Genomic DNA, 24,273 nt, shown 5'->3' with positions numbered 1-24,273 from the left:
CGAACAAATCAATCCCCCGATTTCGGCAGGTCGCCGAATTCGCGATCACAGTTGAATGAGGGGATTAATGAAGGGGTTCCGGCCCGCGCCAGAACCCCTTCCCCGCGCACCGGTCCCACCGCGCGAAACTGTCAAAGGTCTGGCCTTCTGGCCGTAAGACAGAACTAACCCCGAACGCCGATTCGATGCAAAGCCGAAACAGGCAGGATTTTAGTCAAAAGCAGGGGGCGAGCAGCGGCAGATGCCTCAGTCCAGATCGGGGAAGAATCGGCCTTCCGGCGACAGGGTGAAGATCTCGGCCCCGGACGCGGTGACGCCGATCGAATGCTCGAACTGCGCCGAAAGCGACTTGTCCCGCGTCACCGCCGTCCAGTCATCGGCCAGCACCTTGGTTTCGGGGCGGCCAAGATTGACCATCGGCTCGATGGTGAAGAACATCCCTTCCTCCAGCACCGGCCCTTTCCCCGGGCGCCCGAAATGCAGCACATTCGGCGGCGCATGGAACACCCGCCCGAGCCCGTGCCCGCAGAAATCGCGCACCACCGACATGCGGTTGCTTTCGACATATTCCTGGATCGCCCAACCGATATCGCCGAAGGTCGCACCGGGCTTCACCGCCTCGATTCCCTTCATCAGCGCATCATGGGTGACCTGCACGAGCCGCCGCGACTTCACCGAGGGCTTGCCGGCGATATACATGCGAGAGGTATCACCGAACCAGCCATCGACGATCACAGTCACGTCGATATTCAGGATGTCGCCATCCTTCAGAAGCTTGTCGCCGGGAATGCCGTGGCAGACGACATGGTTCACGCTGATGCAGCTCGCATGCTGATAGCCGCGATAACCGATCGTGGCCGAGGTCGCCCCGGCGGCCTCGATCCGGTCGCGGATATAGTCGTCGAGCGATCCTGTCGTGGTGCCCGGGGCAACCATGGGCGCCAGCTCGTCGAGGATCTGCGCGGCAAGCGCCCCGGCCTTGTGCATACCCGCGAAATCCTCGGGCTGATGGATGCGGATGCCTTCCCGCGTCACGGAACCGTCATTCATGGCCAAACCTTTCCTTGCCCTGCACATAACCGCGACCGGCAGCTTGTTCCACCCCCGCCGCGCGCGTAAGCTGCGCCCGCAAACGGAGGTCTCGATGCAATCCGACAACAAAACCGCAGCCATCCTCGTCATCGGCGATGAAATCCTGTCCGGGCGAACCCGCGAGGGCAACGCCCATCATCTCGCCGGTGTGCTGAGCGCGGTGGGCATCGACCTCAAGGAGATCCGCATCGTGGCCGACGAGCAGCCGCTGATCGTCGAGGCCATCCATGCACTCGACGGCTCGCTCGGCGGGCGCTACGACATGCTGTTTACCTCGGGCGGGATCGGGCCGACCCATGACGATGTGACGGCGGATGCGGTCGCGGAAGCCTTCGGCGTCGGGATCGAGATGAACGAAGAAGCACTGGCCGCAATGCGCGCCAGATGGGAGGCACGCGGCGTGCCGGTGACCGGCAACCGCACCCGCATGGCGCGGATCCCGCTGACAGCGAAGCTCATCCCCAACAGCGTCAGCGCCGCGCCCGGATTCCATATCGGCCAGACCTATGTGATGGCCGGCGTGCCTGATGTCTTCCGCGCCATGGTCGATGCAGTTCTGCCGACCCTGCCAGTCGGCCGCCCGCCGGTCAGCGAATCGCTTGATGTGGATCGGGGCGAGTCGGATGTGGCCGAGGATCTGAAAGAGGTAGCGGAGCTCTATAGCGATCTCTCGCTCGGCTCCTACCCCTGGCAGCGCGAGGGCCGCTACGGCACGATGCTGGTTGTCCGCGGCCTGGACGGCGCACGGGTCGCGGCCGCCATGGCCGATCTCAAGCAACGGATCGGCGCGTGACCGACGATCCCGGCATCGACGCGCTGTTAGAGGACAGCTGGCCCGCTGCCGAATATGTCGAAACCTCAGCCTTCCGCATCGGACGCGGCGCCGGGGGCGGTCGGCGCGTCGGATCGGCCCGAAGCATTGCGGAAAGCTGCACCGGGGATGAAATCGACCGCGCCGCCGAGATACAGCGGGAATGGGATCAGGCACCGCTGTTTCGCGTTTCTGACGGTGAAATGCTGGTCGGGGCACTGGAGGCACGCGGCTGGCGGGCCCAGATGCCGACCGCTATCCTTTCTGCGCCGTCAGCGCCACTCGCCGCCCGCGAAATTCCACCTGTGACCAGTTTCGCCGTCTGGCCACCGCTCGCCATCCAACGAGAGCTGTGGTCGGAATGTGGCATCGGCCCGGAGCGGCAAGAGATCATGCAGCGCGTCGCTCTCGTCAAAACCTCGATTCTCGGCCGCGTCGAGGATCGCGCCGCGGCGTCAGCTTTTGTGGCGGGCTCGGGCAAGACGGCGATGATCCACGCGCTCGAGGTGCTGCCCGCGCTTCAACGCAAGGGGCTCGGTCACTGGATGATATGCCGCGCGGCGCATTGGGCCGTTGAGAATGATTTTCAACGGCTCTGCCTCGCCGTGACCCGCGAGAACACGGCCGCCCTCGCCTTCTATGCGCGGCTCGGCTTTACCGAGATTGGCGGATACAGCTATTTCGCAGTTTCCAGCTAGGATCGCCCCAGACGCCGGAACTCACGCTTGAGTAGATCGAGTTCGGCACGGATCAGATCCAGCTCGGCGCGCAGATCCATCTCGAGCGGTTCCCCCGCCAGCAGGGACAACTCGGCCAGTCGCTCGGCATCCGGCCCGGTTCCCTCGCCCTGCCCGGTATCGGCGACGAGCGCAAAGCTCTGCATACCCTCCGAGAGGCTGCTGACTGGCAGTTCGGCCTCGATACGCCAGCTGCTCTCACCCGCTGCGGTGATGCCCGCGGGCGCCACCGGGGCACCCCTATGGAACAGCCGCACCCGGGCCGGCGGCGCCGCGCGATGAAGCAGGCCCGACCAGATTCCGGCTTTCAGCCCCAGGCTTTCGAACTCGGCCATCTGGCCTCCCTTATCTCGACCCGCGCTCAGACATTGGCACGCGGGTGGCGCGACAAAATCATCTCACGGATTGTGATCGCATTCATCTCGGGCTGTTCAACGATCAAGTCCAGCCAAATCTTGTCGAGCCGTTTTTCGTTCATCTCGGTCACGGCGAGATCGAATTCGGCGACGACTGCCTGAGCCAATTCGGTCATTTCGCCCATATGGCGCAGGATTTCCTCGGTGTTGGGGCCGTTGCCGATATTCAGGCGACCATAGATCGAGACGGGATGCTCGGCCTGAAGAACGGTTTCGACCCTGATGATGTGATTGCGGGTCAGACCGGCAAGGGCGGATGGCGGCATATCGATGGCAAGCGAGAGGAAGGTTCCGGTAAAGCCCAGTGACTCGATACGCAGCCCGAATGCGGCAAGATCGGCCGCGTCGGCATTCTGAATCTGGCGCAGCGTGAGCGCCGCTGCGGCGCAGTCGTGCCAGACCGCCGTATCCTCGTTCAACTTGGCACCGCTCGGCGGCATGGCGAGCCCGGTGGGCGTCAGCCGCGTCGCCAGAAACCTGGGCCGCCATCTCCAGTCGGTTCCGCCGGGCAGTGGCACCGCGTCGAGTGACGCGCGGGACTGCGCGATGCGCCGGTCGGATTCCTGCAGGAACCTGTCGAGATCGCGCCGCAAGATTGCAGCCTCGCCGCGCATGTGACGCAGCCGCCCGAGGCTGAACGCCGGCACCGAGCGGCTGACCCGCGCCCAGTCCATCTGCGCGCGCCGCCGCAATTTGCGATCAACCCAATCCTTTGGACGAAAGCCCATAACCACTCCCGCTGCGGCCCCGCGCCGCCTTTTCAGGAATAGCCAAGCCAGCGCCCCGGGACAACATATCGCAAATAGATCATCTTAGGGTTGCATATTAATTAATTATTCATCTTTATGGACGCATAGTCCCGGCAAGCGCGACCTGCGCCGCCCGAACCGGAGAAATTGATTTGAGACTGCTGACCAGCGGCGCGCTCATTGGTGCGCTGACGATCCTCTGCGCCTGTGCGCCAACCGCCCCCACCGCGAATTCCGGGCTAGAAGAGCAGCGATCCTCGCGCGCCTCGACCTCGTCGCCACGCCTGCCGCGGGGGGTGGTCCATCTGCAAAAACCGCGCGACGTGCTGGTCTCGGCGCCGGGCACCGCCCAATGCCGCACAACCAGCCAGGCACAGGCTGCCGCAGCGCTAAACCGCACCAACGCGATGCGCGCCGCGCGCGGCAAGATGCCGCTGCGCACGAATTCAAAGTTGCAGCGCGCGGCCGAGGCGCATGCCTGCGACATGGCGCAGCGCGGCATGCTGACCCATCGCGGGCGAAGCAGCAGCGGACCGGCGGCGCGGGCCAAGCAGCATGGCTATGCGCCCCGCATCACCGCGGAAAATATCGGCGCAGGTCGCTTCGATCTGGCGCGGGTGCAAACTGAATGGGCGCGTTCGCCCAGCCATGCCGCCAATCTGTACCACGACGGGATGCGCGATTTCGGGATCGGCCATGCGGTGGCCGCCGATGGCAAGTCGACCTTCTGGGCCGCTGTCTACGCCGCCGATCGCTGATCCAAGCGGCGTCTCACAAAAGCGGCGTGGCGAGTGCCAGTAGATTGTTGCGAACGCGGCGCCAGCGGGGCCAGCTCTCGACTTCCTCCAGGGTCACTTCCCTTGCGCGCGCGATATAGCTGTCCTGGCGGCGATCAATCTGGTCTGTCACATGCGTGCCGGCGACGATCAGGTTCATCTCGTAATTCAGCTCGAAGCTGCGCCGGTCCAGATTGCCGCTGCCAAGCATCGCAACCCGCCCGTCCACCGATGCGAGCTTGGCGTGCAGCAGCCCGTCTCGAAACAGCATCAGCCGCACACCGGCGCGCAGAAGCCCCTGATAGAAACCTTCCGATGTGGCGGCGACAAAGAGCGAATCGTTGCGCTCGGGCAGGATCAGCGTGACCTCCACCCCGCGCCGCGCACAGGCTTGGATGGCAGCGTCGAGCGCGTTGCTCGGCACGTAATAGGGCGTGGTGATGACCACCTTGTCGCGCGCCGAAGCCAGCAGCGCCGAGATACAATCCGAAATGCTGCCAGCGCGACGGTCCGGTCCCGTGGCAATGACCTGAGCGATGCAGCCCGGATCCTCGGCGGCGGGCACGGTGTTCAGCATCGCCTCGCCAAGATCGTCGCCGGTATAGCTCATCCAATCGGCCAGAAACACGCCTTGCATCTGGCGAACCACCGGCCCTTCGATGGCGAACCAGACATCCACCCATGGCGCGAAACGCGGCTTGACGGCGAAGGCCTGGTCGGCCGCGTTCCGGCTGCCGGTATAGCCGATATGATTGTCGATCAGCACGATCTTGCGGTGGTTGCGCAGATCCAGCCGCCGGAACAGCGCACCCCAGAGCGGGAAACCGGTCGGCATGGCCTGCACGAGATGCGCACCGGCATGGCCCATCTCGGTCCAGGCGTCGGAATGCACAAATTGGCGCGACCCGACCGCATCGACGACCACACGACAATCTACACCGCGCTGCGCTGCCTCGGCTACGGCCGAGGCCAGCCTTCGGCCCATCCGGTCATCGAGCCAGATATAGAACAGGATATGGACGTGATCCTTCGCCGCCGCGATGTCGCGCAACATATCGTCGAAGGCATCGTCGCCCTCCGGCGTCATCGTGATGCGATTGCCCAGCACCGGCACCATGCCGCCCACGGATTGCGCCGTGGCGGTCAGGCCCTCCATCCATTCCGGCGTTTCGTCAACGGCAGAAGGGCTCGGGACCCACATCCCGCTCAGCCGCGCACGAATATCGACCGCGCGCTGCCGTTCGGCTTGTGCGATCCGCACCTCTCCGAACATCAGATAGGCGAGGATGCCCAGGAACGGCACCGCTTCGACGACCATGATCCAGGCGAGCCGCACCGACGGCTCCATCCGAGGTCGCATCAGGACCCGGATCACCACGACGAGCGCGAGAATAAGGTTCAGAAGGAGAAAAAACGATGTCCACATGAAGCGGCATCAAACTACGCGCGCTGTCCGCTCGCAATTGCAATTCGGCAGCGCACGGCCTATCTGTGCCGCGACCGCGGTCAGGAGCAGCAGCAGATGAACTGGATCACCAATTACGTCCGCCCCCGCATCAACTCGCTGTTTTCACGGCGGGAAGTGCCGGAGAACCTGTGGACCAAATGTCCCGAATGCGGAACGATGCTGTTCCATCGCGAGCTGGCGGAAAATTTGCAGGTCTGCACCAATTGCGGCCATCATCTGGCGATTTCGCCGCGCGACCGGTTTGCCGCGCTGTTTGACAACGGCATCTTCAAGGAGGTGACGGTGCCAGAGCCGATCGCCGACCCGCTGCAATTCCGCGATCAGAAGAAATATCCCGAGCGGATGCGCGCCGCCCAGAAAAGCACCGGCGAGAAAGAGGCGATGCTGGTTGCCGAGGGCGAGATGGGTCGCACGCCCATCGTCGCCGCAGCGCAGGATTTTTCGTTCATGGGCGGCTCGATGGGGATGTATGTCGGCAACGCCATCATCGCTGCGGCAGAACGTGCGGTCCAGACGAGGCGCCCGCTGGTGCTGTTTTCTGCTGCCGGCGGGGCGCGGATGCAGGAGGGGATCCTTTCGCTGATGCAGATGCCGCGCACCACCGTCGCGGTCGAAATGCTGAAAGAGGCCGGGCTGCCTTACGTGGTGGTGCTGACCCACCCGACCACGGGCGGCGTCACTGCCTCATACGCGATGCTCGGCGACGTGCAGATCGCCGAACCGAACGCGCTGATCTGCTTTGCGGGGCCGCGTGTGATCGAGCAGACCATCCGCGAGAAACTGCCCGAAGGATTCCAGAGGGCCGAATATCTGCTGGAGCACGGCATGCTGGATCGCGTCACCCCGCGCGGCGATCTCCGCGAAGAGCTGATCGTGATCTTGCGGATGATGATGAACCAGCCCCCGGCCGTGATGGGCGACCTGCCCGCCCCCGCCACGCCGCCAAGCGCGGCCACTGGCGAGCCGGCCTCCCCCGAACCCCAGGCGAGGGGTTGATCCCGCAAGGCGGGACGGCGCGCGACGGACATGGGCGGCTCTGACCTTATCCTGCAGCGCGTCATGGGGCTGCATCCAAAGATCATCGATCTGTCGCTGGACCGGATGCGGCGTCTTCTGGCCGATCTGGGCGACCCGCAGGACACGCTGCCTTCGGTGGTGCACATCGCCGGCACGAACGGCAAGGGCTCGACACTGGCGATGATCCGGGCCGGTCTGGAATCGGCGGGACAGCGCGTTCACGCCTATACCTCGCCGCATCTCGCGCGGTTTCACGAGCGCATCCGGCTTAGCGGCACGCTGATCCCCGAGGAAAGCCTGTCCAACATCCTCACCGAGATCGAAGAGATCAATGCCGGCCGCCCGATCACATTTTTCGAGCTGACCACGGCCGCAGCCTTCCTCGCCTTTTCCCGGCACCCCGCCGATTTCACGCTGCTTGAGGTCGGGCTCGGCGGGAGGCTGGATGCGACCAATGTCGTCGCGCGCCCGGCGCTGACCGTCATCACCCCGGTCAGCATCGATCACACGCAGTATCTGGGTGATACCCTGCCCAAGATCGCCGCCGAGAAAGCCGGTATTCTCAAGCGCGGTGTCACCGGTATTATCGCGCCGCAGCAGGAGCCGGCGCTGGAGGTGATCGAACGCCAGGCCGCGCGGCTTTCGGCACCGTTGCAGATTGCCGGGCAGCATTGGCACGCCGGGCCGGAAGGCGACGGGATGGTGTTTCAGGACGAGCGCGGCCTGATCGATCTGCCCCGCCCCGTCTTGCCCGGCCCGCACCAGATCGAGAATGCCGGAACCGCCATCGCCGCTCTGCGCGCGCTCGGCTTCGGTGCCCCGGAGGCCGAGGCCGCGCTGAACAATGCAAGCTGGCCCGCGCGGATGCAGCGCCTTCGGGAGGGTCCGCTTGTCGAGGCCGCGGCTGCGCAGAGTTGCGAGCTTTGGCTTGACGGCGGGCATAATCCGGCAGGGGGCGAGGCGATTGCCGCGACCCTGTCGCAGATGCCGCCCAAGCCGGTGCACCTGATTTGCGGGATGCTGAACACCAAGGATGTGATCGGATACCTGCGGCCACTGGCCAGAGTCGCGGACAGCCTCACCGCCATATCGATCCCCGGCGAGGCGAATACGCTTCCCGCCGAGACCACAGCCGGCCTGGCGGCGAAGGTCGGGCTTCCGGCGGCGACCGCGCCGGATCTCGGCACCGCTCTCGACCGGCTGGCTTCGGCGAATCCGGTCAGCCGTATCCTGATCTGCGGATCGCTTTACCTTGCCGGACGGGTGCTGACCGATAACGGCTAACCGTGATGATCGGCGCAATGCGATGCCGGACGCAAACCCTTCGCCGAGGCGCGAAAGACGGTATCAGCGCGGATTAGCTGGCTGAGACCTTGCCCCACTCGGCATCCTGCATCTCGCGCAGACGCGAGGCGGTCCGCTCGAATTCAAAGCTCCCCTCGCCCTCAAGGTAAAGCTGCTCGGGCTCCGCCGCCGCCGACGCGATCAGCCGGACGCGCGCCTCGTAAAGCGCATCGATCAGCGTGACGAAACGCTTGGCTTCATTGAAATTGGCCGAGGAAAGCTGCGGTATGTCCTCGATCACCAGCAGATCGACCGCCTGCGCGAGGGCGAGATAATCCGCAGCGCCGAGCGCGCGGCCGCAGATATCCCAGAATCCGATCCGGCCCATCCCGTCCAGATGCGCCGGTATCTCGACCTGACGACCTTGCACTTCAAGCCGCAGCGGCGGGGTTTCGGCGCTATTCGTCAGCTCGGTCCAGAGCGCGTCGATCTCGGCCCGCGTGTCCCGGCCAAGTGGCGAGAACCACACCTGATCGCCAAGCTGCCGCCCCTGCCGGTGATCGTTGTCGCTGTCGAGCGCGCAGACCTCCATCCTTTCGCGGATCAGCTCGATGAAGGGCAGGAATCGCTGACGGTTGAGCCCGTTCTTGTAAAGATCCTCTGGCACACGGTTCGAGGTGGTGACGATGCAGACACCCCGCTCGAACAGGACCTGGAAGAGCCGCCCGACGATCATCGCATCGGCAATATCGGTAATCTGCATCTCATCGAAGCAGAGAAGCCGCGCCTGATCGGCCACGCCCTCGGCCACCGGGCGAATGGCATCGCTTTCGCCGCGCTTGCGCACCTCGTTCAGCCCGGACTGGATTTCCTGCATGAATTCATGGAAATGCACCCGGCGCTTGGCTTTGATCGGCGCGGCTTCCATCACCAGATCCATCAGCATGGACTTGCCGCGCCCGACGCCGCCCCAGAGATAAAGGCCCCGAGTCCCGTCCTGAGGGGCGTCCGGCTCGCCAGACCCGAACCAGCTTCGCCAGCCGCCAGAGCGCGCTTGCTTCGGCGCCTCGTCCTTCAGCTTCGCAACCAGATCATCGAGCAGCGGCAGCACATCGCGTTGCGCCGCATCGTCCTTCAGCCGGCCATCGGCGACCTGCTGATCGTAAAGCTCGGTGACGCTCGGCATCAGGGACGATAGCCCTCAAAGGTTATCCCGGCAGCGACGCGGCGAGCCTCATTCTCTTCTTCCGCGCTACGCACGGTCCAGCAGAGAATCGGGACGCCACGACCGCTCAGCTCGGCAACGGCGGGATTGTCCAGATCGCGCCAGTCATGCGACAGGAACTGCGCCCCGGAACGGTCGAAATCGCTGAGCGAGGCCAGTTCGGCCCGGCTGTCATCGTCGAGCATCGGCCAGCTCTCTTTTTCGAAGCCACAAGCGACGAGACCGCGCGTCACCTCGGGCGCGGCGGCGGCCAGAGCCTTGACGGCGTGGGGGTTGAAGGACATGACCGCTACCGGCCCGTCATAGCCCTCGAGCAGGGCCGCGACACGGTCCTGCAACTCGCCGATCATCTTGCCCATGCGCCCATCCTGATCCTTGATCTCGATCAGCAGAGGCACCTGCCCGGCCACTTCGCGCAGCGTCTCTTCAAGGGTCGGAATCGCTTCGTCGCCATCATCCAGCCGAAGTTCCGCCAGATCCTCGGGGTCCATATCGGCGATAAAACCCTCATCGCCGCACATGCGGTTCAGATCGTAGTCATGGAACACCATCGGCGTGCCGTCTGCGGCTGGCTGAATATCCAGCTCGATGCCGTAACCCGCCTCGATCGCGGCGCGAAAAGCAGCCAGCGAGTTTTCGGGCACACCCTTTGAATGAAGCCCGCGATGGGCGATGGGCAGACGGGTAAAATCTGAATGAAGGGCCATTACACCACCTCGAAGATTGCCTCGATTTCCACGGCGACGCCACGCGGCAGCGCCGGCGCCGAAACGGCGGCGCGGGCATGGCGGCCCTTGTCGCCAAACACCTCGACCATCAGGTCGGAACACCCGTTCACCACCTCGGGCTGATCGCCAAAATCGGGGGTCGAGTTCACGAAGGCGGTCAGCTTGACCACCTGCGCCACCTTGTCCAGCGAGCCGAGCGCCGCGCGCGCCTGTGCCAGCAGCGCCAGACCGCAGCGCCGCGCCGCCGCCGCGCCGTCCTCGACGCTCAGACCGTCGCCGAGCTTGCCGGTGATGAGCCCGTCCGGCCCGGCGGAAATCTGGCCGGAAATGAACAGCAGATTGCCGACCTGCTGATAGGGGACGTAATTCGCCACGGGCGACAGCGCCTCGGGCAGCGTGATGTCGAGTTCGGTCAGGCGTGCATCAATGGACATAGGCGGCTCCGTCACAATTCGGGCCGATCCTAGGATGGATCGGCCCGCTTGTCGAAGCCCATTCTGCGCCGTGTTCAGCGCAGGGTTTTCAGCGCCCCGGCCCATCTGCCAAGCTCGGCGATCATCGTGTCGGCGCTTTCCTTCACGATGTCAGGGGCGTGGAACTTGTCGTCTTTCAGATGCTCGAACACCATCGGCACCGCGACCTGTTCGGTCAGCGGCACGACCTTCAGCGTTGTCAGCACCTCCTTCGCGGCTTGGGTCGATCGCATCCCCCCGGAAATCCCGCCATAAGACAGGAACCCTGCCGGTTTATAGGCCCACTCCAGAGCGAGATAGTCCACGGCGTTATAGAAGCTGGGCGGCGGCGCATAATTATATTCCGGCAGCACGAAGACGAAGGCGTCAGAGCCATCGACGATCTCCGCCCATTTCTTCGTGTGGCCCTTGGTATAGTTCTTCGCGCGGGGATGGTGCGGCTCATCCAGCAGGGGCAGACGCAGCTCGGCCAGATCGGATAGCACGACCTCGTCGAAGCTTCCCGGGTTGGCCTTGGCGTGATCGAAGAACCACTGGCCGACCGGCTCTCCGTTGCGGCCGGGGCGGGTGCTGGTGATGATGACATTCAGTTTCATGGTCAGACCTCTTCTCTTGTCCCGCCTGACCTAGGCACCATGCTGCAGCGCCGCAAGCCGGGGCGAAGCTTTCTGCCTTTAGTCCCCGGTTGCGGCGTAGTAATTGCGCATGAGGTGAATGAACGGTGGATGTGACATGACTCTTCTTTCGACACTCGGGGTGCTGCCGGCGCGCGATCCCAACGATTCGCAGCGCGCGGCGACACCGCTCGAACTCTTTTTCGATCTGATCAGCGTCATCGCAATCGCTTCGGTCACGGCCGGGCTGCATCACGCGATCAGCGCGGGCCACGGTGCCGAAATGCTGCCGCGCTTCATCTTCCTGTTCACCGCGATCTGGTGGGCGTGGATGAACTTCACCTGGTTCGCCTCCGCGTTCGATAATGACGGCCCGGTCTACCGCTAGTTGGTGATGGTCATCATGACCGGCGAGCTGATCTTCGCGGGGGGCGCAAATTATATCTTCGAGACGCTCGACCTGAGCTGGGGGATCGTCGGCTGGTGCGTGATGCGCCTCGGCATGGCGGCGCTCTGGTTGAGGGCAAGCGGCAATCCCGAATATCGCGTCACCTGCCAGCGCTACGCCATCGGCATTCTTCTGGCGCAGCTTGGTTGGGTGCTGATGTATCTGCTCGTACCGCCCAGCTCGGCCCTGTTCTTCGTCTTCGGGGTGATCGTCTTCCTGATCGAGTTCGCAGTCCCGGTATATGCCGAATCGCATCGCATGACGCCTTTCCACCGTCACCACATGATTGAGCGCTACGGGCTTCTTACCATCATCTCACTCGGCGAAATCATGCTGGCGGTCAGCCTCGGCTTCGGCATGCTGTTCGGAGAAGAGACGAATTTCGTCGCCGCGGGCACGGCGCTGTCGGCGATGGTCGTCGTTTTCGTGATGTTCTGGCTGTATTTCAGCGAGGAAGAACATCTCGTCAGCAGTGAGTTCTGGACCGTGTTGAAATGGGGTTATGGTCATGTCTTCATCTTCGGTGGCATTGCGGCACTTGGTGCCGGCATCGCCGCCGAGCTGGATCTGGCCGCGAATCACAGCGAGAACACGCTGGCCAGTGTTGCCTGGTGGATGGGCGTGCCGATGGCGATCACCTTCGTCATGCTTTGGCTGATCCGCGACCGGCATCACCGGCTGGGCGCGCGCGGCCTGGCGCTGCCCGTCATGGCGCTCGTCTCGCTGGTCGCGGCGGCGATGGGCCTGCCAAGCTGGGGTTTCGCGCTGATCGGCATCGCGGCGCTGATCTGGCGGGTGGACTTCGTTTCGAAGAAACCCGCGTCCATGCATGGGGATGCGGCGTAAAAAACCGGCGGCTGCCGGGCCCATTGGCCCGCATGCGGCGGCCAAACCGATCAGGCGACGAGCTGTTCGGCGCGGTGCAGATCGACGCTGACCAGCTGACTCACCCCCTGCTCGACCATGGTCACGCCGAACAGCCGGTCCATCCGCGCCATTGTAACCGCATGATGGGTGATGATGAGAAAGCGTGTCTCGGTGCGGCGGGTCATCTCATCGAGAAGATCGCAGAAACGGCTGACATTGGCGTCGTCGAGCGGCGCGTCCACCTCGTCGAGCACACAGATGGGCGCCGGATTGGCGAGGAACACCGCAAAGATCAGCGCCAGGGCCGTTAGCGTCTGTTCGCCGCCCGAAAGCAGGCTCAGCGTGGACAGCTTCTTGCCCGGCGGCTGGCACATGATCTCCAGCCCGGCCTCCAGAGGATCGTCGGATTCGACCAGAACCAGCTTGGCCTCGCCGCCGCCGAAGAGATGGGTGAAGAGCGTGGTGAAGTTGCCATTCACCGTGTCGAAGGCGGCCAGCAAGCGCTCGCGCCCCTCGCGGTTCAGGCTGGCGATCCCGGCGCGCAGCTTTCGGATCGCCTCTTCAAGATCCTCTTTCTCACCGGCCAGTTTCGCGCGTTCCTCTTCCAGCTCGCGCTTGTCCTCGTCGGCGCGCAGGTTGACGGCGCCGAGCGCGTCGCGGCTGGCGCGTAGCCGGGCGATCTGATCCTCGAGCCGGGCGGCGGGCGTGTCGGTGTCCGCCTCTCCGAGACTGTCCAGAAGCTGCTGCGGCGTCGATTCGGCATCTTCGAGGATCCGCGCGCGGGCGGCGGCTTCGGTGTCGCGGGCGGCTTCGGCGCGGGCCTCGCGGGCGGCGCGGGCCTCACGCGAGTCCGACGCGAGGCGCTCGGCATCGCGTTCCTCGACCTGCGCCTGCCGCAGCGCCGCGTCCCCCTCGGCCAGCGCCATGCGGGCCTTGTCCAGCCGGGCTTGTGCCCCCGCCTCGACCGCCTGCAAAGCGTCGCGCTTTTCGGCGAGCAGGGCCGGCTGTCTCTCGGCGTCGGTCAGCTCGGCCTGCGCGGCCTCCAGCCTGCCGTTCAGCTCGGCGGCGCGCGTTCCGGCCTCCTGAAGACGCAGTTTCCAGCCCGAGTCCTCCTTGGCGATCTCTTGGAGGCGGCGGGTGCGGGCATTGCCCTCGCGCCGCAGCTCGTCAAGAGCGCTGCGGCGTGTCATCGTCGCGATCCGTGCCGCCTCGACGCCGGTTTTCGCGGCCTCTACGGCATCGGCCGCCACCGCGCGATCCGGCAGCGCGGCCAGTTGCCGCTGCGCCTCGGCCAGACGGGCACGGGCATCGCTGGCATCCTCGCGGTGACGGGTCAGCTCGGCGCGCGCCGATTCCGCGCGAGACCGCGCCATCGCCAGATCGCTTTCCGCACGGGTCGCCGTGCGAGCTGCGTCGGAGACCGCGCGCTCGGCCTCGCGCCGCGCCTCGCGGGCGGCCTTTTCGGCACTGTTCACCTCGGCCAGACGGGCCTTCGCGGCGTCATGCGCGGAAACCGCCTCTGCCACGCGCGCGGATGCTGCTTCCGCCACGCCGCGCAGCTCGGTCAGACGGTTCACCTGCTCCAGATGCCGCGCGGCGCCCGACGACGCCTCGCCCGGCATGATCCGCATCCCGTCCCACCGCCACAGCCCGCCCTCGCGCGAGACAAGGCACTGGCCGGGACGCAGCGCCGGCTGCATGGCGTCGGCCTGCGCGGCATCCGCCACGCCGATCTGAGAGAGCCGTCGCGTCAGCAGTTCGGGCGCGGAAACCTGCGCGGCCAGAGCCTTGGTCCCGTCGGGCAGCGTCGCGCCCTCGTCATAGCCGGGCAACTCGACCCAGCCCGAGCCGTCCCTCGCCGGTCCCATGGTCAGATCGTCCCCAAGCGCCGCGCCCAGCGCGGCCTCATATCCCTTGGCCACGGAAACCTGATCGAGAAGCGTTCCGCCGTCGCCGGACCCGCGCGCGACCAGCTTTTCCAGCGCCGCCATTTCGGCCCTGAGCGCGCCAGCCTCGCCCTCGATCTCGGCACGTGCGGCGCGGGCCTCGGCCTCGGCGCTTTCGGCTGCGCTACGATCCGTTTCGGCATCGGCCAGGGCCTTTTCCGCGCTTTCCGCCAGCTGCACCGCCGAGTGTTGAGCGGCCTCCGCCGTTTTCAAGGACGCCTCCGCCTCGGCCCCTGCGGCATCCGCGCGGTCGGCGGTCGCTTCGGCCTCGGATGCGGCGCGTTCGGCCCGGTCGCGCATGGCGGTAAGGTCCGAGACCAGCCGTTCCGCCGACTGCGCCTGCGCAGCGAGCCGCGCCGATTCGTCGGTCAACTCGGCCAGCTTCGCCTCGACCTCGCGCAGGGCCTCGGCGGCCTCGTCGGCAGCTTTCGCGGCCCTGTCGAGCCTGTCGTCATGCCCTTGCCCGGCCTTGTCCAGCTCGCCCTTTTCCCAGGAGAGCCGCTCGACGACCTCGGCCGCATCCTTGTTCAGCCGGCCCTCCCGGTCGATATCCTTACCCAGCTGCGCCACACGACCCCGCAGCGTTTCGATGGCCGCCGCGGCACGCGCTTCGGCATCGTCGAGCGCTTCGCGGTCCACCGTCGCGCGCGACAGCAGCGCCGCCGCGACCTGTTCTTCCTCGCGCAATGGCGGCAATGCGGCCTCGGCGGCTTCGCGGCTCGCCGTTGCGCGTTTCGCCGCCGCCTCGGCTTCCGCCGCCGCTGTCACCGCCGCCCGAAGCGCCTCGGTCGCGGCTTCGCGGGCCTGATCCGCCTCGGCCCAGCGGCGATACAGCAACACGCCCTCGGCCTTGCGCAACGCTGCACCGATCTCGCGATATTTCGCCGCCGCGCGCGCCTGACGCGCCAGGGCCGCCGCCTGCGTGGCAAGCTGATCCAGCGTGTCGTCGACGCGGGTCAGGTTGTTCTCGGCCCCGTTCAGCTTCAGCTCTGCTTCGTGGCGGCGCGCGTAAAGGCCAGAGATCCCCGCCGCCTCTTCCAGGATCCGCCTGCGGGCCTTGGGCTTTGCGTTGATCAGCTCGGAGATCTGGCCCTGCCGCACAAGCGCCGGTGAATGCGCCCCGGTCGAGGCATCCGCAAACAGCATCTGCACATCGCGGGCGCGGGCCTCCTTGCCGTTGATCTTGTAGGCCGAGCCCGCGTCGCGCGTGATCCGCCGCACGATGTCGATCCCGTCCGCGTCGTTCACCGTTGCGGGGGCGAGCCTTTCGCGGTTGTCGATGGTCAGCGTCACCTCGGCATGCGCCCGCGCACCGCGCCGCGAGGTGCCCGCGAAGATCACATCCTCCATTCCGCCGCCGCGCATGGCACTCGGGCGGTTCTCACCCATGACCCATCGCAACGCTTCCAGCAGGTTCGACTTGCCGCATCCATTGGGTCCAACCACCCCGGTCAGCCCCTCGCGGATCAGCAGGTCTGTGGGATCGACGAAAGATTTGAAGCCGTTGAGTCTGAGGCGGTCGAATTTCACGTATACGGGTCCGGGAATCGCTGCGGGTTCCGGAGATTGTTCAATCCGCACCGCGCGAAGTCAACAAAAACCGCTATATATGGGGTCATGGCCCGGCTTATCCACAAGAAATTGCCGACGCCACAAGTCTTCGCGGCAGACGCAACTTTTCGCCAAGGAACGACGTTCCGCTTATCGTGAAACCCTGAAACAGCCTTTGCGAAACCGGGTGCTCCGCCCCCTAGCCACCCTGTCGAAAGCTGCTTACCTTTCCAGTCATGATCCCCGCGCTCACCCTCATTCTGGTCTTTCAGCTTGTCGGCGAGGTCGCCTCGCGCGGGCTCGGCCTGCCCCTGCCCGGCCCGGTGGTCGGGCTTGTGCTGGTGGTGCTGAGCTGCATGATCCGCCCGCCCCTTGCCGAAAAGCTGCGCCCGGTGGCGACGACTCTGCTTGGGCATCTTTCCCTGTTTTTTGTGCCCGCTGGCGTCGGGGTTGTGGCGCATCTGCCGGTCATCGCGGAACATGGGCTGGGCCTGGGACTGGCGCTGGCGCTCTCGACGGTGCTGGCGATCGCGGTGGGGGCGCTGACCTTTGCCGCCGTGGCCCGCCGGATCGGAGACAGCGATGAATGATCCCGCGCTGATCTGGTCCTATCTCGCCAGCCAGCCGCTTCTCTGGCTGACCGCGACGCTCGCCGCCTACTGGATCGGCGACAGCATTTTCCGAGCCGCCGACAAGTCGAGCCTGGCCAATCCGGTGCTGATTGCGGTGATTGTTCTGGCCGTCCTGCTGAGTCTGAGCGGCACCTCCTATCAGACCTATTTCGAAGGGGCCCAGTTCGTCCATTTCATGCTCGGCCCGGCGACTGTCTGCCTGGCGCTGCCGCTTTACGACAATCTCAAGCGGATCCGGCGCGCGCTTCTGCCGGTGCTGGCCGCACTTCTGGTCGGTTCTCTGACGGCGGTGATCTCGGCGCTTCTGATCGGACGGATCTTCGGGCTGGACCAGAACCTGCTGGCCTCGCTGGCGCCAAAATCCACCACCGCCCCGGTTGCCATCGGCATCGCCGAGCGGATCGGCGGGCAGCCGACGCTGACCGCTGTGATGGTGTTGCTGACCGGGATCTTCGGCGCCATCATCGTCACGCCGCTGCTGAACCTGCTGAAGGTCACCGACTGGCGGGCACGCGGATTCGCGGTCGGTGTCGCAGCGCATGGCATCGGCACGGCGCGCGCCTTTCAGGTCAACGAGACCGCCGGTGCCTTTGCCGGGATCGGCATGGGGCTGAATGCCGTGCTGACCGCCGTGATCGCGCCCCTGGTGCTGAGGCTTTTTGCATGACGCTCACCGTCACGGTTCACCAGAACATCTCCGAGATCCCTGCCGGGGACTGGGATGCCTCCGGCGCGGGACAGAACCCCTTCACCACCCACCGCTTTCTGTCGGCGCTCGAAGCGTCGGGATCGGTCGGCGGCCGCAGTGGATGGGTGCCCGCCCATCTGGCCGCGCGGGACGGCAACAGCCTGCGCGGGGTCGCGCCCTGCTATGTCAAGCTGCACAGCCAGGGAGAATATATCTTCGATCACGCCTGGGCCGATGCGTTTCAGCGCGCAGGGGGCCAGTATTATCCAAAGCTGCAATGCGCGGTGCCATTTACCCCGGTCACCGGGCCGCGGCTCATTTCCCCCGACGCTGAGGTGCAGACCGGACTGCTTAACGCGATGGCGCAGCTTTGCACGCAGAACAACCTGTCGGGCGCACATGTGACCTTCTGCACCGCGGCCGAGGCGAAGATCGGTGCCGAAGCCGGGTTCCTGCCCCGCGCGACACAGCAATTCCACTGGGTCAATGACGGTTACGCCGATTACGAGGCGTTTCTGGCGCAGCTTTCATCGCGCAAGCGCAAGAATCTCCGCAAGGAGCGGGCGCGCGCGCAGGATTTCGGCGGTATCATCCGCCAGCTGCGCGGCGATGAGATCCAACCGCATCACTGGGATGCGTTCTGGGCCTTCTATCAGGACACCGGCGCGCGGAAATGGGGCCGCCCCTATCTGACCCGTGCGTTCTTCGACCTCCTGCATGAGACGATGCGCAACGACTGCCTGATGGTGCTGGCCGAGATCGACGGCCAGCCGATCGCCGGCGCGCTGAACCTGATCGGGCCGGAGGCGATCTATGGTCGCTATTGGGGTGCGATCGAGGAACATCCCTTCCTGCATTTCGAGATGTGCTATCATCAGGCCATCGACTTCGCGATCGCCAACGGGCTGTCCCGCGTCGAGGCGGGCGCACAGGGCGAGCACAAGCTGGCGCGAGGCTATCTGCCAACACAGACACACTCGTTGCACTGGGTGGCCGATGCTGGTTTTCGCACAGCGCTCGAAGATTATCTGGAGCGCGAGCGCCACGCGATGGACGAAGAAATCGAGTTTCTCCGCGACTGGGGCCCCTTCCGCCGCGGCGGACAGGACCAAAGCGGCGACTAGACCCCGGCTTCGTCCAGCAACCCGTCCATCACGCCCGCCAGACGATCTGCCCATTCCGCCTGACCGGCTTCATCCTCGATCAGATCGTTGCGGACCTCGATCAGCACATTGGGGCGACCATGCGCAAGCGCGTGCCGATCGACCGAGTCGCCGCTCAGATGGCCGGAATAGGGTTCGTTATCGCCGGTTTCCCATCCCTGAGCGCGGCAGCGTTCGATCAGCATTTGCGACAGTCCCGGGTCGTCGTGCGAATAGAGGATCGCCACCTCCCATGGCCGGGGCGGGCGGGCGCGCAGCTGAGGCGTGAAGCTGTGAATGGCGCAGATCGCGCGCTGCGGGTGTTGCGCCGCAGCCTGATCCAAAGCGGCGTGATAGGGCCGATACAACCTGTCCAGCCGACGCTGCTTTTCCGCAGCATCGGCCTCGCGATTGGCCGGGATCACCGTCCCGTCGTAAAGCCGCATCAGCAGGGTCGGGTCGTCCTCGCCGCGATTGGGATCGATGACCAGCCGCGAGAAATCGGAGCCGACCACCTGCGCGCCGATCAACGCACCCAGATGCCGCGCCAGCCCGGCCGCACCGACATCGAATGCGATGTGGCGCGCCATATCCGCCGCCGCTATTCCCAGATCGCCGCCATTCAGCCACTCGGGCACGCGGTTCGTCGCGTGATCGCAGGTGATCAGCCAGCGGCTTGTGCGATCCGCGCCCTCTGTCCAGAATGCCTCGTGGCGCAAGCTCGTGTCATCTTTCATACACGCCCCATACGTGAATTCTTCACGCTCTGCCAGTTGTCGCCGCCGTCGCTTTCCGTCATGATAGCGGAAACATTTTTCGGAGGATTTCATGAGACGCCACCGCAACATCAAGATCGTCGCGACGCTCGGTCCGTCATCTTCCGATTATGACATGATCCGCGCATTGTTCGACGCTGGTGCAGATGTGTTTCGACTGAACATGAGCCATGGCGACCATGCCGATCACAAGGCACGCCACGACATCATCCGCCAGATCGAGAAGGACACCGGTCGACCGATCGCCATCCTCGCCGATCTACAGGGGCCGAAGCTGCGCGTGGGCGTCTTTGCCGCCGGAGAGCACGATCTGGAGGAAGGGCAGAGCTTCCGCTTCGATCTGGACGAGGCCGAGGGCGATGCGAGCCGCGTCCAGCTTCCTCATCCCGAGATCTTCGCCGCGCTCGAACCCGGCTCCGAATTGCTGGTCAATGACGGCAAGATTCGCCTCAAGGTCGAGGATTGCGGCAAGGGTTTTGCCAATTGCACGGTCAGCGTCGGTGGCACCATCTCGAACCGCAAGGGCGTGAATGTGCCCGATGTGGTCCTGCCTCTGGCCGCGCTGTCCGAAAAGGACCGCGACGATCTGGAATTCGCCTGCGAGCTCGGCGTCGACTGGTTGGCCCTGTCCTTCGTGCAGCGCGCCGAGGATGTGCGCGAGGCACGCCAGCTCGCCCGCGGCCGGGCGGCGGTGCTGTCTAAGATCGAGAAGCCTTCTGCGGTGCGCGCTTTTCCCGAGATCCTGCAGGCCTCTGACGGGATCATGGTCGCGCGGGGCGATCTGGGCGTCGAGCTGCCCGTGCAATCCGTGCCGCCGATCCAGAAGCGTCTCGTGCGCCAGTGCCGCGCCGCCGCCAAGCCGGTGATCGTGGCGACGCAAATGCTCGAATCGATGATCGAGAGCCCGGTGCCGACCCGCGCCGAGGTCTCGGATGTGGCCAATGCGATCTATGAGGGCGCGGATGCGGTGATGCTGTCTGCGGAATCCGCCGCCGGGGATTACCCGGTCGAGGCGGTGACCACGATGGATCACGTCGCCCGCTCGGTCGAAAGCGACCCCAATTATCGCGAGGTCATCGAGGCATCTCGCAAGGCCGATCGCAACACCGTCGCCGACGGCATCGTCGCCGCCGCGCGCGAGATCGCCGAGACGACCGATATTTCAGCGATCTGCGCTCATACCCAGTCCGGCACCACGGTCAGCCTTGTCGCGCGCGAGCGGCCCCGCGTGCCGATCCTGGCCCTGTCCCCGATCCCGACCGTTCTGCGCCGGCTCTGCCTGACCTGGGGCACGCATTGCGTCGCCACCGTGCCGCTGAACCGCTTCCGCGAGGCGGTGATCAGCGGGGTAAAGATCGCCCGCGAATTCGGCTTTGCCAATGAAAAGCAGCAGATCGTCATTACCGCAGGTGTCCCGTTCAACGTCGCAGGCACCACCAATATCCTGCGCGTCGCAAGCTGCGATGAGGACTTGCTGAACCGCGCCGAAGCGGACTAAAACACGGGCCGGTTTTCTGGAGACTGGCTCATGGCTGATATTTTCCTGCTGCTCGGCACGGCGCTTTGCATCCTCTCGGTGATTGCGGCGATCATTTCCGTGATCGGGCTGCGCCCTCCGCGCGGTGCCGCGATCCTGTTCGTGCTCGGGCTGATCGTCTTGATCGCGCTCGCCGTGATCGAACCGGGCAGCGTCGGCTTCCAGCAACTCGGCGGCGCCTGGAACCGGGTTTTCGGCTGATCTTGCTTGCAATTTCGCGCCGTGACCCGTATAGCGGCGCCTTCAATCCCGCGTGGCCGGCCGATATGGCATTGCCGAGTCGCGCGTAAACCTCTGACAAGGAGAGCAAAATGCCGAAGATGAAGACGAAAGCGGCCGCCAAGAAGCGGTTCCTCATGACAGCCTCTGGCAAGGTCAAGTCGGCGCAGGCTGGCAAGCGCCACGGCATGATCAAGCGCACCAAGAAATTCATTCGCGATGCGCGCGGCACCACCGTCCTCTGCGACGCGGATGCCAAGATCGTCAAGAAATACATGCCCTATAACCGCTGATCGGAGGACTGAGACATGGCACGCGTTAAATCCGGCAAGGTGACTCACGCCCGTCACAAGAAGGTCCTGGACAAGGCCAAGGGCTATTACGGCAACCGTTCGCGCAATTTCCGCACCGCGACCCAGGCCGTCGACAAGGCCAACCAGTATGCGACCCGCGACCGCAAGAACCGCAAGCGCAATTTCCGTGCGCTGTGGATCCAGCGGATCAACGCAGCGGTCCGCGCAGTGGATGCCGACATGACCTATTCGCGCTTCATCAACGCGCTGACCAAGGCCGGGATCGAGGTGGACCGCAAGGTGCTGGCCGATCTGGCCGTGCACGAACCCGAGGCGTTCGGCGCGATCGTCGAAAAGGCGAAAGCCGCCGCCTGATCCTCAGGCAAGGCTTGACGAAGAAGCCCGCGCCGCCCGCGCGGGCTTTTTGCATGTCAGCCCGTTTCAGGTAAAGAAATCAGCCCCGGAACCGCCTGACCGACGCGCCCATCCCGCGCAAAGCCGGCCCAAAGCCTGCGCAGCGGCGCACCGGCGCGGGTCAGTCCGTCCAGCGTCATCTGTGTCGGCAGAAGCGGCGTGCCGAGCCACTCGGGCGCCGGGAACAGCAACGGCAATTCAGAGAGATGCGCCCGCCCGAATGCGCCTCCGTCCCAGTCGATGACAAAGCGCGTCGCACTGCCCCCTGCCGCGAGATGGCGCCGGGCAAAGCGCCGCGCCGGTCCTCCGTAAAGCCGCGCGGTCAGCGCCGAGACCGCAAGCCGCCGCGCCGGATCGGCCAGCCGTCCGAGAAGCCGCCCGGAGGGCGGCAGAAACAGCGCGGCCTCGTCGCGCGTATGCCCGATCATGACCGGAATCTGCGGCGCGACACGCGCCTGTGCCTCGTCCAGAGACGCCTCGTCGGGAAAGGGCGCAGCACCGAATTCCGGCCCGAACGGCATCTGGCCGGCCAGACCGAAGCGCCGCGCGGCCCGCTGCACCTGCTGCTGACGCGCAAGCAGTTCGGCCACCGGCAGATCCGGCGACAGCCCCGAAGCCGATGCTCGCATCGCCGCACGCATCCGCCCGGCACCGAGCGAAAGCGCCAGAGGCGCGCTCTGGATGATAACGCGGTGAAACAGCCCTGCCGCATCGGGCGCCACCATCAGCCGTGCGGCGAGGTCTCCGCCCGAGGATTGCCCGAACAGCGTGACGTTGCCGGGATCTCCCCCGAAGGCAGAGACATTCTCTGCGATCCATCTAAGCGCTGCGATCACGTCAAAAGCGCCGAGATTGGCAGGCCGCCCCTCCCCTGACAACCAGCCAAAGAGGCCCAGCCGATAGCCGACCGCAACGACCACCACGCGCTGCTCGGCCACAAGCGCCGTCGAATCGAAGACGCGCATATCGGCTGCGCCGGATTCGTAGCTGCCGCCGTGCAGCCAGACCATCACCGGCAGATGATCCCCGTCATCTGGCGCGGTTATCGACAATTCAAGACAGTTTTCGTCCACTCTCAGCCCTGCAAAAGCATCGGGCAGGGCCGCCTCGAGGCGAGGGATCGGAAGTTGCGGACAGGCCGGGGCCGGCCGCGCCGCCACGATTTCGCGCGGCGCGCGCGGGCGCGGCATCTGCCAGCGCTCCGCCTCGGCATAGGCAATGCCCCGCGCCCGCAACAGGCCATTCCCGATCCGGCAGCGCAGCCTCCCAGCCGGAATTTCGCGGATCACGCAGCGAGAGGTTTCCGCGCCACCGCCGGGATCACGTGATGTCGTCTGTCTGTCTGTCACCGGAGAAATCGAGCCTGCGTCAACCTGTCGGTAAGGATTCCGCGCTAGGGAGACGATATGCAAGAGCGAGACGAGGCGATATGAACATCACCGTGCAGGAAGACGCCGACCAGATCCTGATCTGCATGGCAGAGCGACGGCTTGATGCGGCGATCGCGGGCCAGTTCAAGGACAAGGTCCGCCCGCATGTGGCGGCGAACGGGCCGGATGTCCTGCTGGATCTCGCAGCGGTAGAGTTTCTGGACAGCTCTGGCCTCGGCGCGGTGATCGCGCTGAAAAAAGCACTGCCTGCCGGGCGGAAGATGATGCTGCGCGGGCTGACGCCGAATGTGGAACGCGTGTTTCGACTGACCCGGATGGATCAGGTCTTCGACATCCTTCCCGCGGCAGAAGGCGGGGGCGCATGATCCTGGGACATGGTCAGCCGCTCGGTCCTGGCGCCACCCCGGCCTCGCGCAGCCAGGCCATGTTCAGCCGCGGTTTTCGGGCACGGCCTGCTGCGGTCCGCGAGACGCTTATCGCGATGAGCGACCGGCTCGGGCCGCATATCTCGACCGATCTCATGGGCCGCAGCGAGCTGGTTCTGGCCGAGCTTTTGAACAATGTGGCGCAGCATGGCCGTGCCGCATATCACGACTCGGAACCACTGGTGCATGTCAGCGTCGTTGCCCGGGCAGAGGGGCTGGCCTGTTCGGTCAGCGACAATGGCGGGCTGCTGCCCGGCGCCTGCCTTTCGTCCGAGGCACCCGAACCGGCCAGCTTTCCGGAGGGTGGGTTCGGCTGGTTCCTGATCGGCCACCTGACGCAGTCGCTGGTGTATTTCCGCGAAAATGGACGGAATTTCGTGGCGTTCACCGTTCCGGCCGACCCAACCGCAACGCCGAAGCCCAACTCGCCGGCCGACTGAGCCTTTGACGACCGCGCGCCTGCTGCCGGTTGAGCACCCCGAGCCGGGCGCCGCGCGGAAACCCACTGCCTGCCGGCATGTGATACCGCGCAAGAAACATTGTCTGCGCCCGCT

At 65.3% G+C, this 24,273-nt stretch carries 25 protein-coding genes and 1 pseudogene; 15 read left to right on the top strand and 11 right to left on the bottom strand.

Annotated features, from left to right (window positions below):
• Window positions 1-246: 246 nt before the first annotated feature.
• Window positions 247-1,050 (bottom strand): type I methionyl aminopeptidase, encoded by an 804-nt coding sequence (gene map / locus PAF18_RS01380; protein WP_271116861.1) that lies wholly within the window; start codon window positions 1,048-1,050, stop codon window positions 247-249.
• A 94-nt stretch (window positions 1,051-1,144) separates the two neighbouring features.
• Here map and PAF18_RS01375 point away from each other — a divergent pair, with 94 nt between their 5' ends.
• Together PAF18_RS01375 and PAF18_RS01370 are read left to right on the top strand one after the other, a co-directional pair.
• Complete coding sequence (locus PAF18_RS01375; RefSeq protein WP_271116860.1) at window positions 1,145-1,885, top strand: competence/damage-inducible protein A; 741 nt, start codon at window positions 1,145-1,147, stop codon at window positions 1,883-1,885.
• Window positions 1,882-2,601 (top strand): GNAT family N-acetyltransferase, encoded by a 720-nt coding sequence (locus tag PAF18_RS01370; protein WP_271116859.1) that lies wholly within the window; start codon window positions 1,882-1,884, stop codon window positions 2,599-2,601. Before PAF18_RS01375 ends, PAF18_RS01370 begins: the two co-directional genes overlap by 4 nt.
• On the opposite strand, the gene PAF18_RS01365 is transcribed toward PAF18_RS01370, so the two are convergent.
• Both PAF18_RS01365 and PAF18_RS01360 read right to left on the bottom strand, forming a co-directional pair.
• Complete coding sequence (locus tag PAF18_RS01365; RefSeq protein WP_271116858.1) at window positions 2,598-2,975, bottom strand: hypothetical protein; 378 nt, start codon at window positions 2,973-2,975, stop codon at window positions 2,598-2,600. The genes PAF18_RS01370 and PAF18_RS01365 overlap by 4 nt on opposite strands.
• 26 nt (window positions 2,976-3,001) lie before the next feature.
• A complete protein-coding gene (locus PAF18_RS01360) occupies window positions 3,002-3,784 on the bottom strand; it encodes a DUF6478 family protein (protein ID WP_271116857.1) in 783 nt (260 codons plus the stop codon).
• A gap of 173 nt (window positions 3,785-3,957) precedes the next feature.
• On the opposite strand from PAF18_RS01360, the gene PAF18_RS01355 reads away from it, so the two are divergent.
• Complete coding sequence (locus PAF18_RS01355) at window positions 3,958-4,563, top strand: CAP domain-containing protein (RefSeq protein WP_271116856.1); 606 nt, start codon at window positions 3,958-3,960, stop codon at window positions 4,561-4,563.
• Between the two features lie 13 nt (window positions 4,564-4,576).
• Here the strand turns inward: PAF18_RS01355 and cls are convergent, their stop codons facing one another.
• Entirely contained in the window at window positions 4,577-6,007 is a 1,431-nt protein-coding gene (gene cls / locus PAF18_RS01350) for a cardiolipin synthase (RefSeq protein ID WP_271116855.1), read from the bottom strand.
• 96 nt (window positions 6,008-6,103) lie between these two features.
• Here cls and accD point away from each other — a divergent pair, with 96 nt between their 5' ends.
• Both accD and PAF18_RS01340 read left to right on the top strand, forming a co-directional pair.
• Entirely contained in the window at window positions 6,104-7,045 is a 942-nt protein-coding gene (gene accD, locus PAF18_RS01345; protein WP_271116854.1) for an acetyl-CoA carboxylase, carboxyltransferase subunit beta, read from the top strand.
• Between the two features lie 30 nt (window positions 7,046-7,075).
• On the top strand, window positions 7,076-8,350 hold the full coding sequence (locus PAF18_RS01340; protein ID WP_271116853.1) for a bifunctional folylpolyglutamate synthase/dihydrofolate synthase: 1,275 nt from the start codon (window positions 7,076-7,078) through the stop codon (window positions 8,348-8,350).
• Window positions 8,351-8,423: 73 nt separating this feature from the next.
• Here PAF18_RS01340 and zapE read toward each other — a convergent pair whose 3' ends face one another.
• The 4 genes from zapE to PAF18_RS01320 all read right to left on the bottom strand — a co-directional run bounded on the left by zapE (window position 8,424) and on the right by PAF18_RS01320 (window position 11,372).
• Entirely contained in the window at window positions 8,424-9,536 is a 1,113-nt protein-coding gene (gene zapE / locus PAF18_RS01335) for a cell division protein ZapE (protein WP_271116852.1), read from the bottom strand.
• Window positions 9,536-10,282: a glycerophosphodiester phosphodiesterase family protein gene (locus tag PAF18_RS01330; RefSeq protein WP_271116851.1), complete on the bottom strand. Its 747-nt coding sequence runs from the start codon at window positions 10,280-10,282 to the stop codon at window positions 9,536-9,538. The genes zapE and PAF18_RS01330 overlap by 1 nt, the downstream gene beginning before the upstream one ends.
• A complete protein-coding gene (locus PAF18_RS01325) occupies window positions 10,282-10,737 on the bottom strand; it encodes a RidA family protein (RefSeq protein ID WP_271116850.1) in 456 nt (151 codons plus the stop codon). Before PAF18_RS01325 ends, PAF18_RS01330 begins: the two co-directional genes overlap by 1 nt.
• Window positions 10,738-10,811: 74 nt before the next feature.
• Window positions 10,812-11,372: an NADPH-dependent FMN reductase gene (locus tag PAF18_RS01320; RefSeq protein WP_271116849.1), complete on the bottom strand. Its 561-nt coding sequence runs from the start codon at window positions 11,370-11,372 to the stop codon at window positions 10,812-10,814.
• 118 nt (window positions 11,373-11,490) lie between these two features.
• Between PAF18_RS01320 and PAF18_RS01315 the strand changes: the two are divergent.
• Window positions 11,491-12,684, top strand: a pseudogene (locus tag PAF18_RS01315) (low temperature requirement protein A).
• Window positions 12,685-12,734: 50 nt separating this feature from the next.
• Here PAF18_RS01315 and PAF18_RS01310 read toward each other — a convergent pair.
• The gene (locus PAF18_RS01310; protein WP_271116848.1) at window positions 12,735-16,181 is read right to left on the bottom strand and encodes a chromosome segregation SMC family protein; all 3,447 of its coding nucleotides are present in this window, start codon (window positions 16,179-16,181) and stop codon (window positions 12,735-12,737) included.
• 257 nt (window positions 16,182-16,438) lie between these two features.
• On the opposite strand from PAF18_RS01310, the gene PAF18_RS01305 reads away from it, so the two are divergent.
• The 3 genes from PAF18_RS01305 to PAF18_RS01295 are packed head-to-tail and all read left to right on the top strand — an operon-like array spanning window position 16,439 to window position 18,646.
• The gene (locus PAF18_RS01305) at window positions 16,439-16,792 is read left to right on the top strand and encodes a CidA/LrgA family protein (RefSeq protein ID WP_271116847.1); all 354 of its coding nucleotides are present in this window, start codon (window positions 16,439-16,441) and stop codon (window positions 16,790-16,792) included.
• A complete protein-coding gene (locus tag PAF18_RS01300) occupies window positions 16,785-17,501 on the top strand; it encodes an LrgB family protein (protein WP_271116846.1) in 717 nt (238 codons plus the stop codon). The genes PAF18_RS01305 and PAF18_RS01300 overlap by 8 nt, the downstream gene beginning before the upstream one ends.
• A complete protein-coding gene (locus PAF18_RS01295) occupies window positions 17,498-18,646 on the top strand; it encodes a GNAT family N-acetyltransferase (protein WP_271116845.1) in 1,149 nt (382 codons plus the stop codon). Before PAF18_RS01300 ends, PAF18_RS01295 begins: the two co-directional genes overlap by 4 nt.
• Here PAF18_RS01295 and PAF18_RS01290 read toward each other — a convergent pair.
• Window positions 18,643-19,383, bottom strand: coding sequence for an N-formylglutamate amidohydrolase (locus tag PAF18_RS01290; RefSeq protein ID WP_434802267.1), 741 nt, complete (start codon window positions 19,381-19,383; stop codon window positions 18,643-18,645). The two genes, PAF18_RS01295 and PAF18_RS01290, sit on opposite strands and share 4 nt — an antisense overlap.
• 109 nt (window positions 19,384-19,492) lie before the next feature.
• On the opposite strand from PAF18_RS01290, the gene pyk reads away from it, so the two are divergent.
• The 4 genes from pyk to rplT all read left to right on the top strand — a co-directional run bounded on the left by pyk (window position 19,493) and on the right by rplT (window position 21,864).
• Window positions 19,493-20,938, top strand: coding sequence for a pyruvate kinase (gene pyk / locus PAF18_RS01285; RefSeq protein WP_271116843.1), 1,446 nt, complete (start codon window positions 19,493-19,495; stop codon window positions 20,936-20,938).
• Between the two features lie 30 nt (window positions 20,939-20,968).
• Complete coding sequence (locus PAF18_RS01280; RefSeq protein WP_271116842.1) at window positions 20,969-21,178, top strand: hypothetical protein; 210 nt, start codon at window positions 20,969-20,971, stop codon at window positions 21,176-21,178.
• A gap of 110 nt (window positions 21,179-21,288) precedes the next feature.
• Window positions 21,289-21,489, top strand: a complete 201-nt coding sequence (gene rpmI / locus PAF18_RS01275; protein ID WP_271116841.1) for a 50S ribosomal protein L35 — start codon at window positions 21,289-21,291, stop codon at window positions 21,487-21,489.
• Between the two features lie 15 nt (window positions 21,490-21,504).
• The gene (gene rplT / locus PAF18_RS01270) at window positions 21,505-21,864 is read left to right on the top strand and encodes a 50S ribosomal protein L20 (protein ID WP_271116840.1); all 360 of its coding nucleotides are present in this window, start codon (window positions 21,505-21,507) and stop codon (window positions 21,862-21,864) included.
• A 56-nt stretch (window positions 21,865-21,920) separates the two neighbouring features.
• On the opposite strand, the gene PAF18_RS01265 is transcribed toward rplT, so the two are convergent.
• On the bottom strand, window positions 21,921-23,252 hold the full coding sequence (locus PAF18_RS01265; RefSeq protein ID WP_271116839.1) for a carboxylesterase family protein: 1,332 nt from the start codon (window positions 23,250-23,252) through the stop codon (window positions 21,921-21,923).
• An 80-nt stretch (window positions 23,253-23,332) separates the two neighbouring features.
• Here PAF18_RS01265 and PAF18_RS01260 point away from each other — a divergent pair, with 80 nt between their 5' ends.
• Complete coding sequence (locus tag PAF18_RS01260) at window positions 23,333-23,659, top strand: STAS domain-containing protein (protein WP_271116838.1); 327 nt, start codon at window positions 23,333-23,335, stop codon at window positions 23,657-23,659.
• On the top strand, window positions 23,656-24,159 hold the full coding sequence (locus PAF18_RS01255; protein WP_271116837.1) for an ATP-binding protein: 504 nt from the start codon (window positions 23,656-23,658) through the stop codon (window positions 24,157-24,159). The genes PAF18_RS01260 and PAF18_RS01255 overlap by 4 nt, the downstream gene beginning before the upstream one ends.
• Window positions 24,160-24,273: the final 114 nt, after the last annotated feature.

This window comes from Paracoccus sediminicola (assembly GCF_027912835.1).
Classification (GTDB): Bacteria; Pseudomonadota; Alphaproteobacteria; order Rhodobacterales; family Rhodobacteraceae; genus Paracoccus; species Paracoccus sediminicola.
This window is presented reverse-complemented; position numbering and strand designations above follow the sequence as displayed.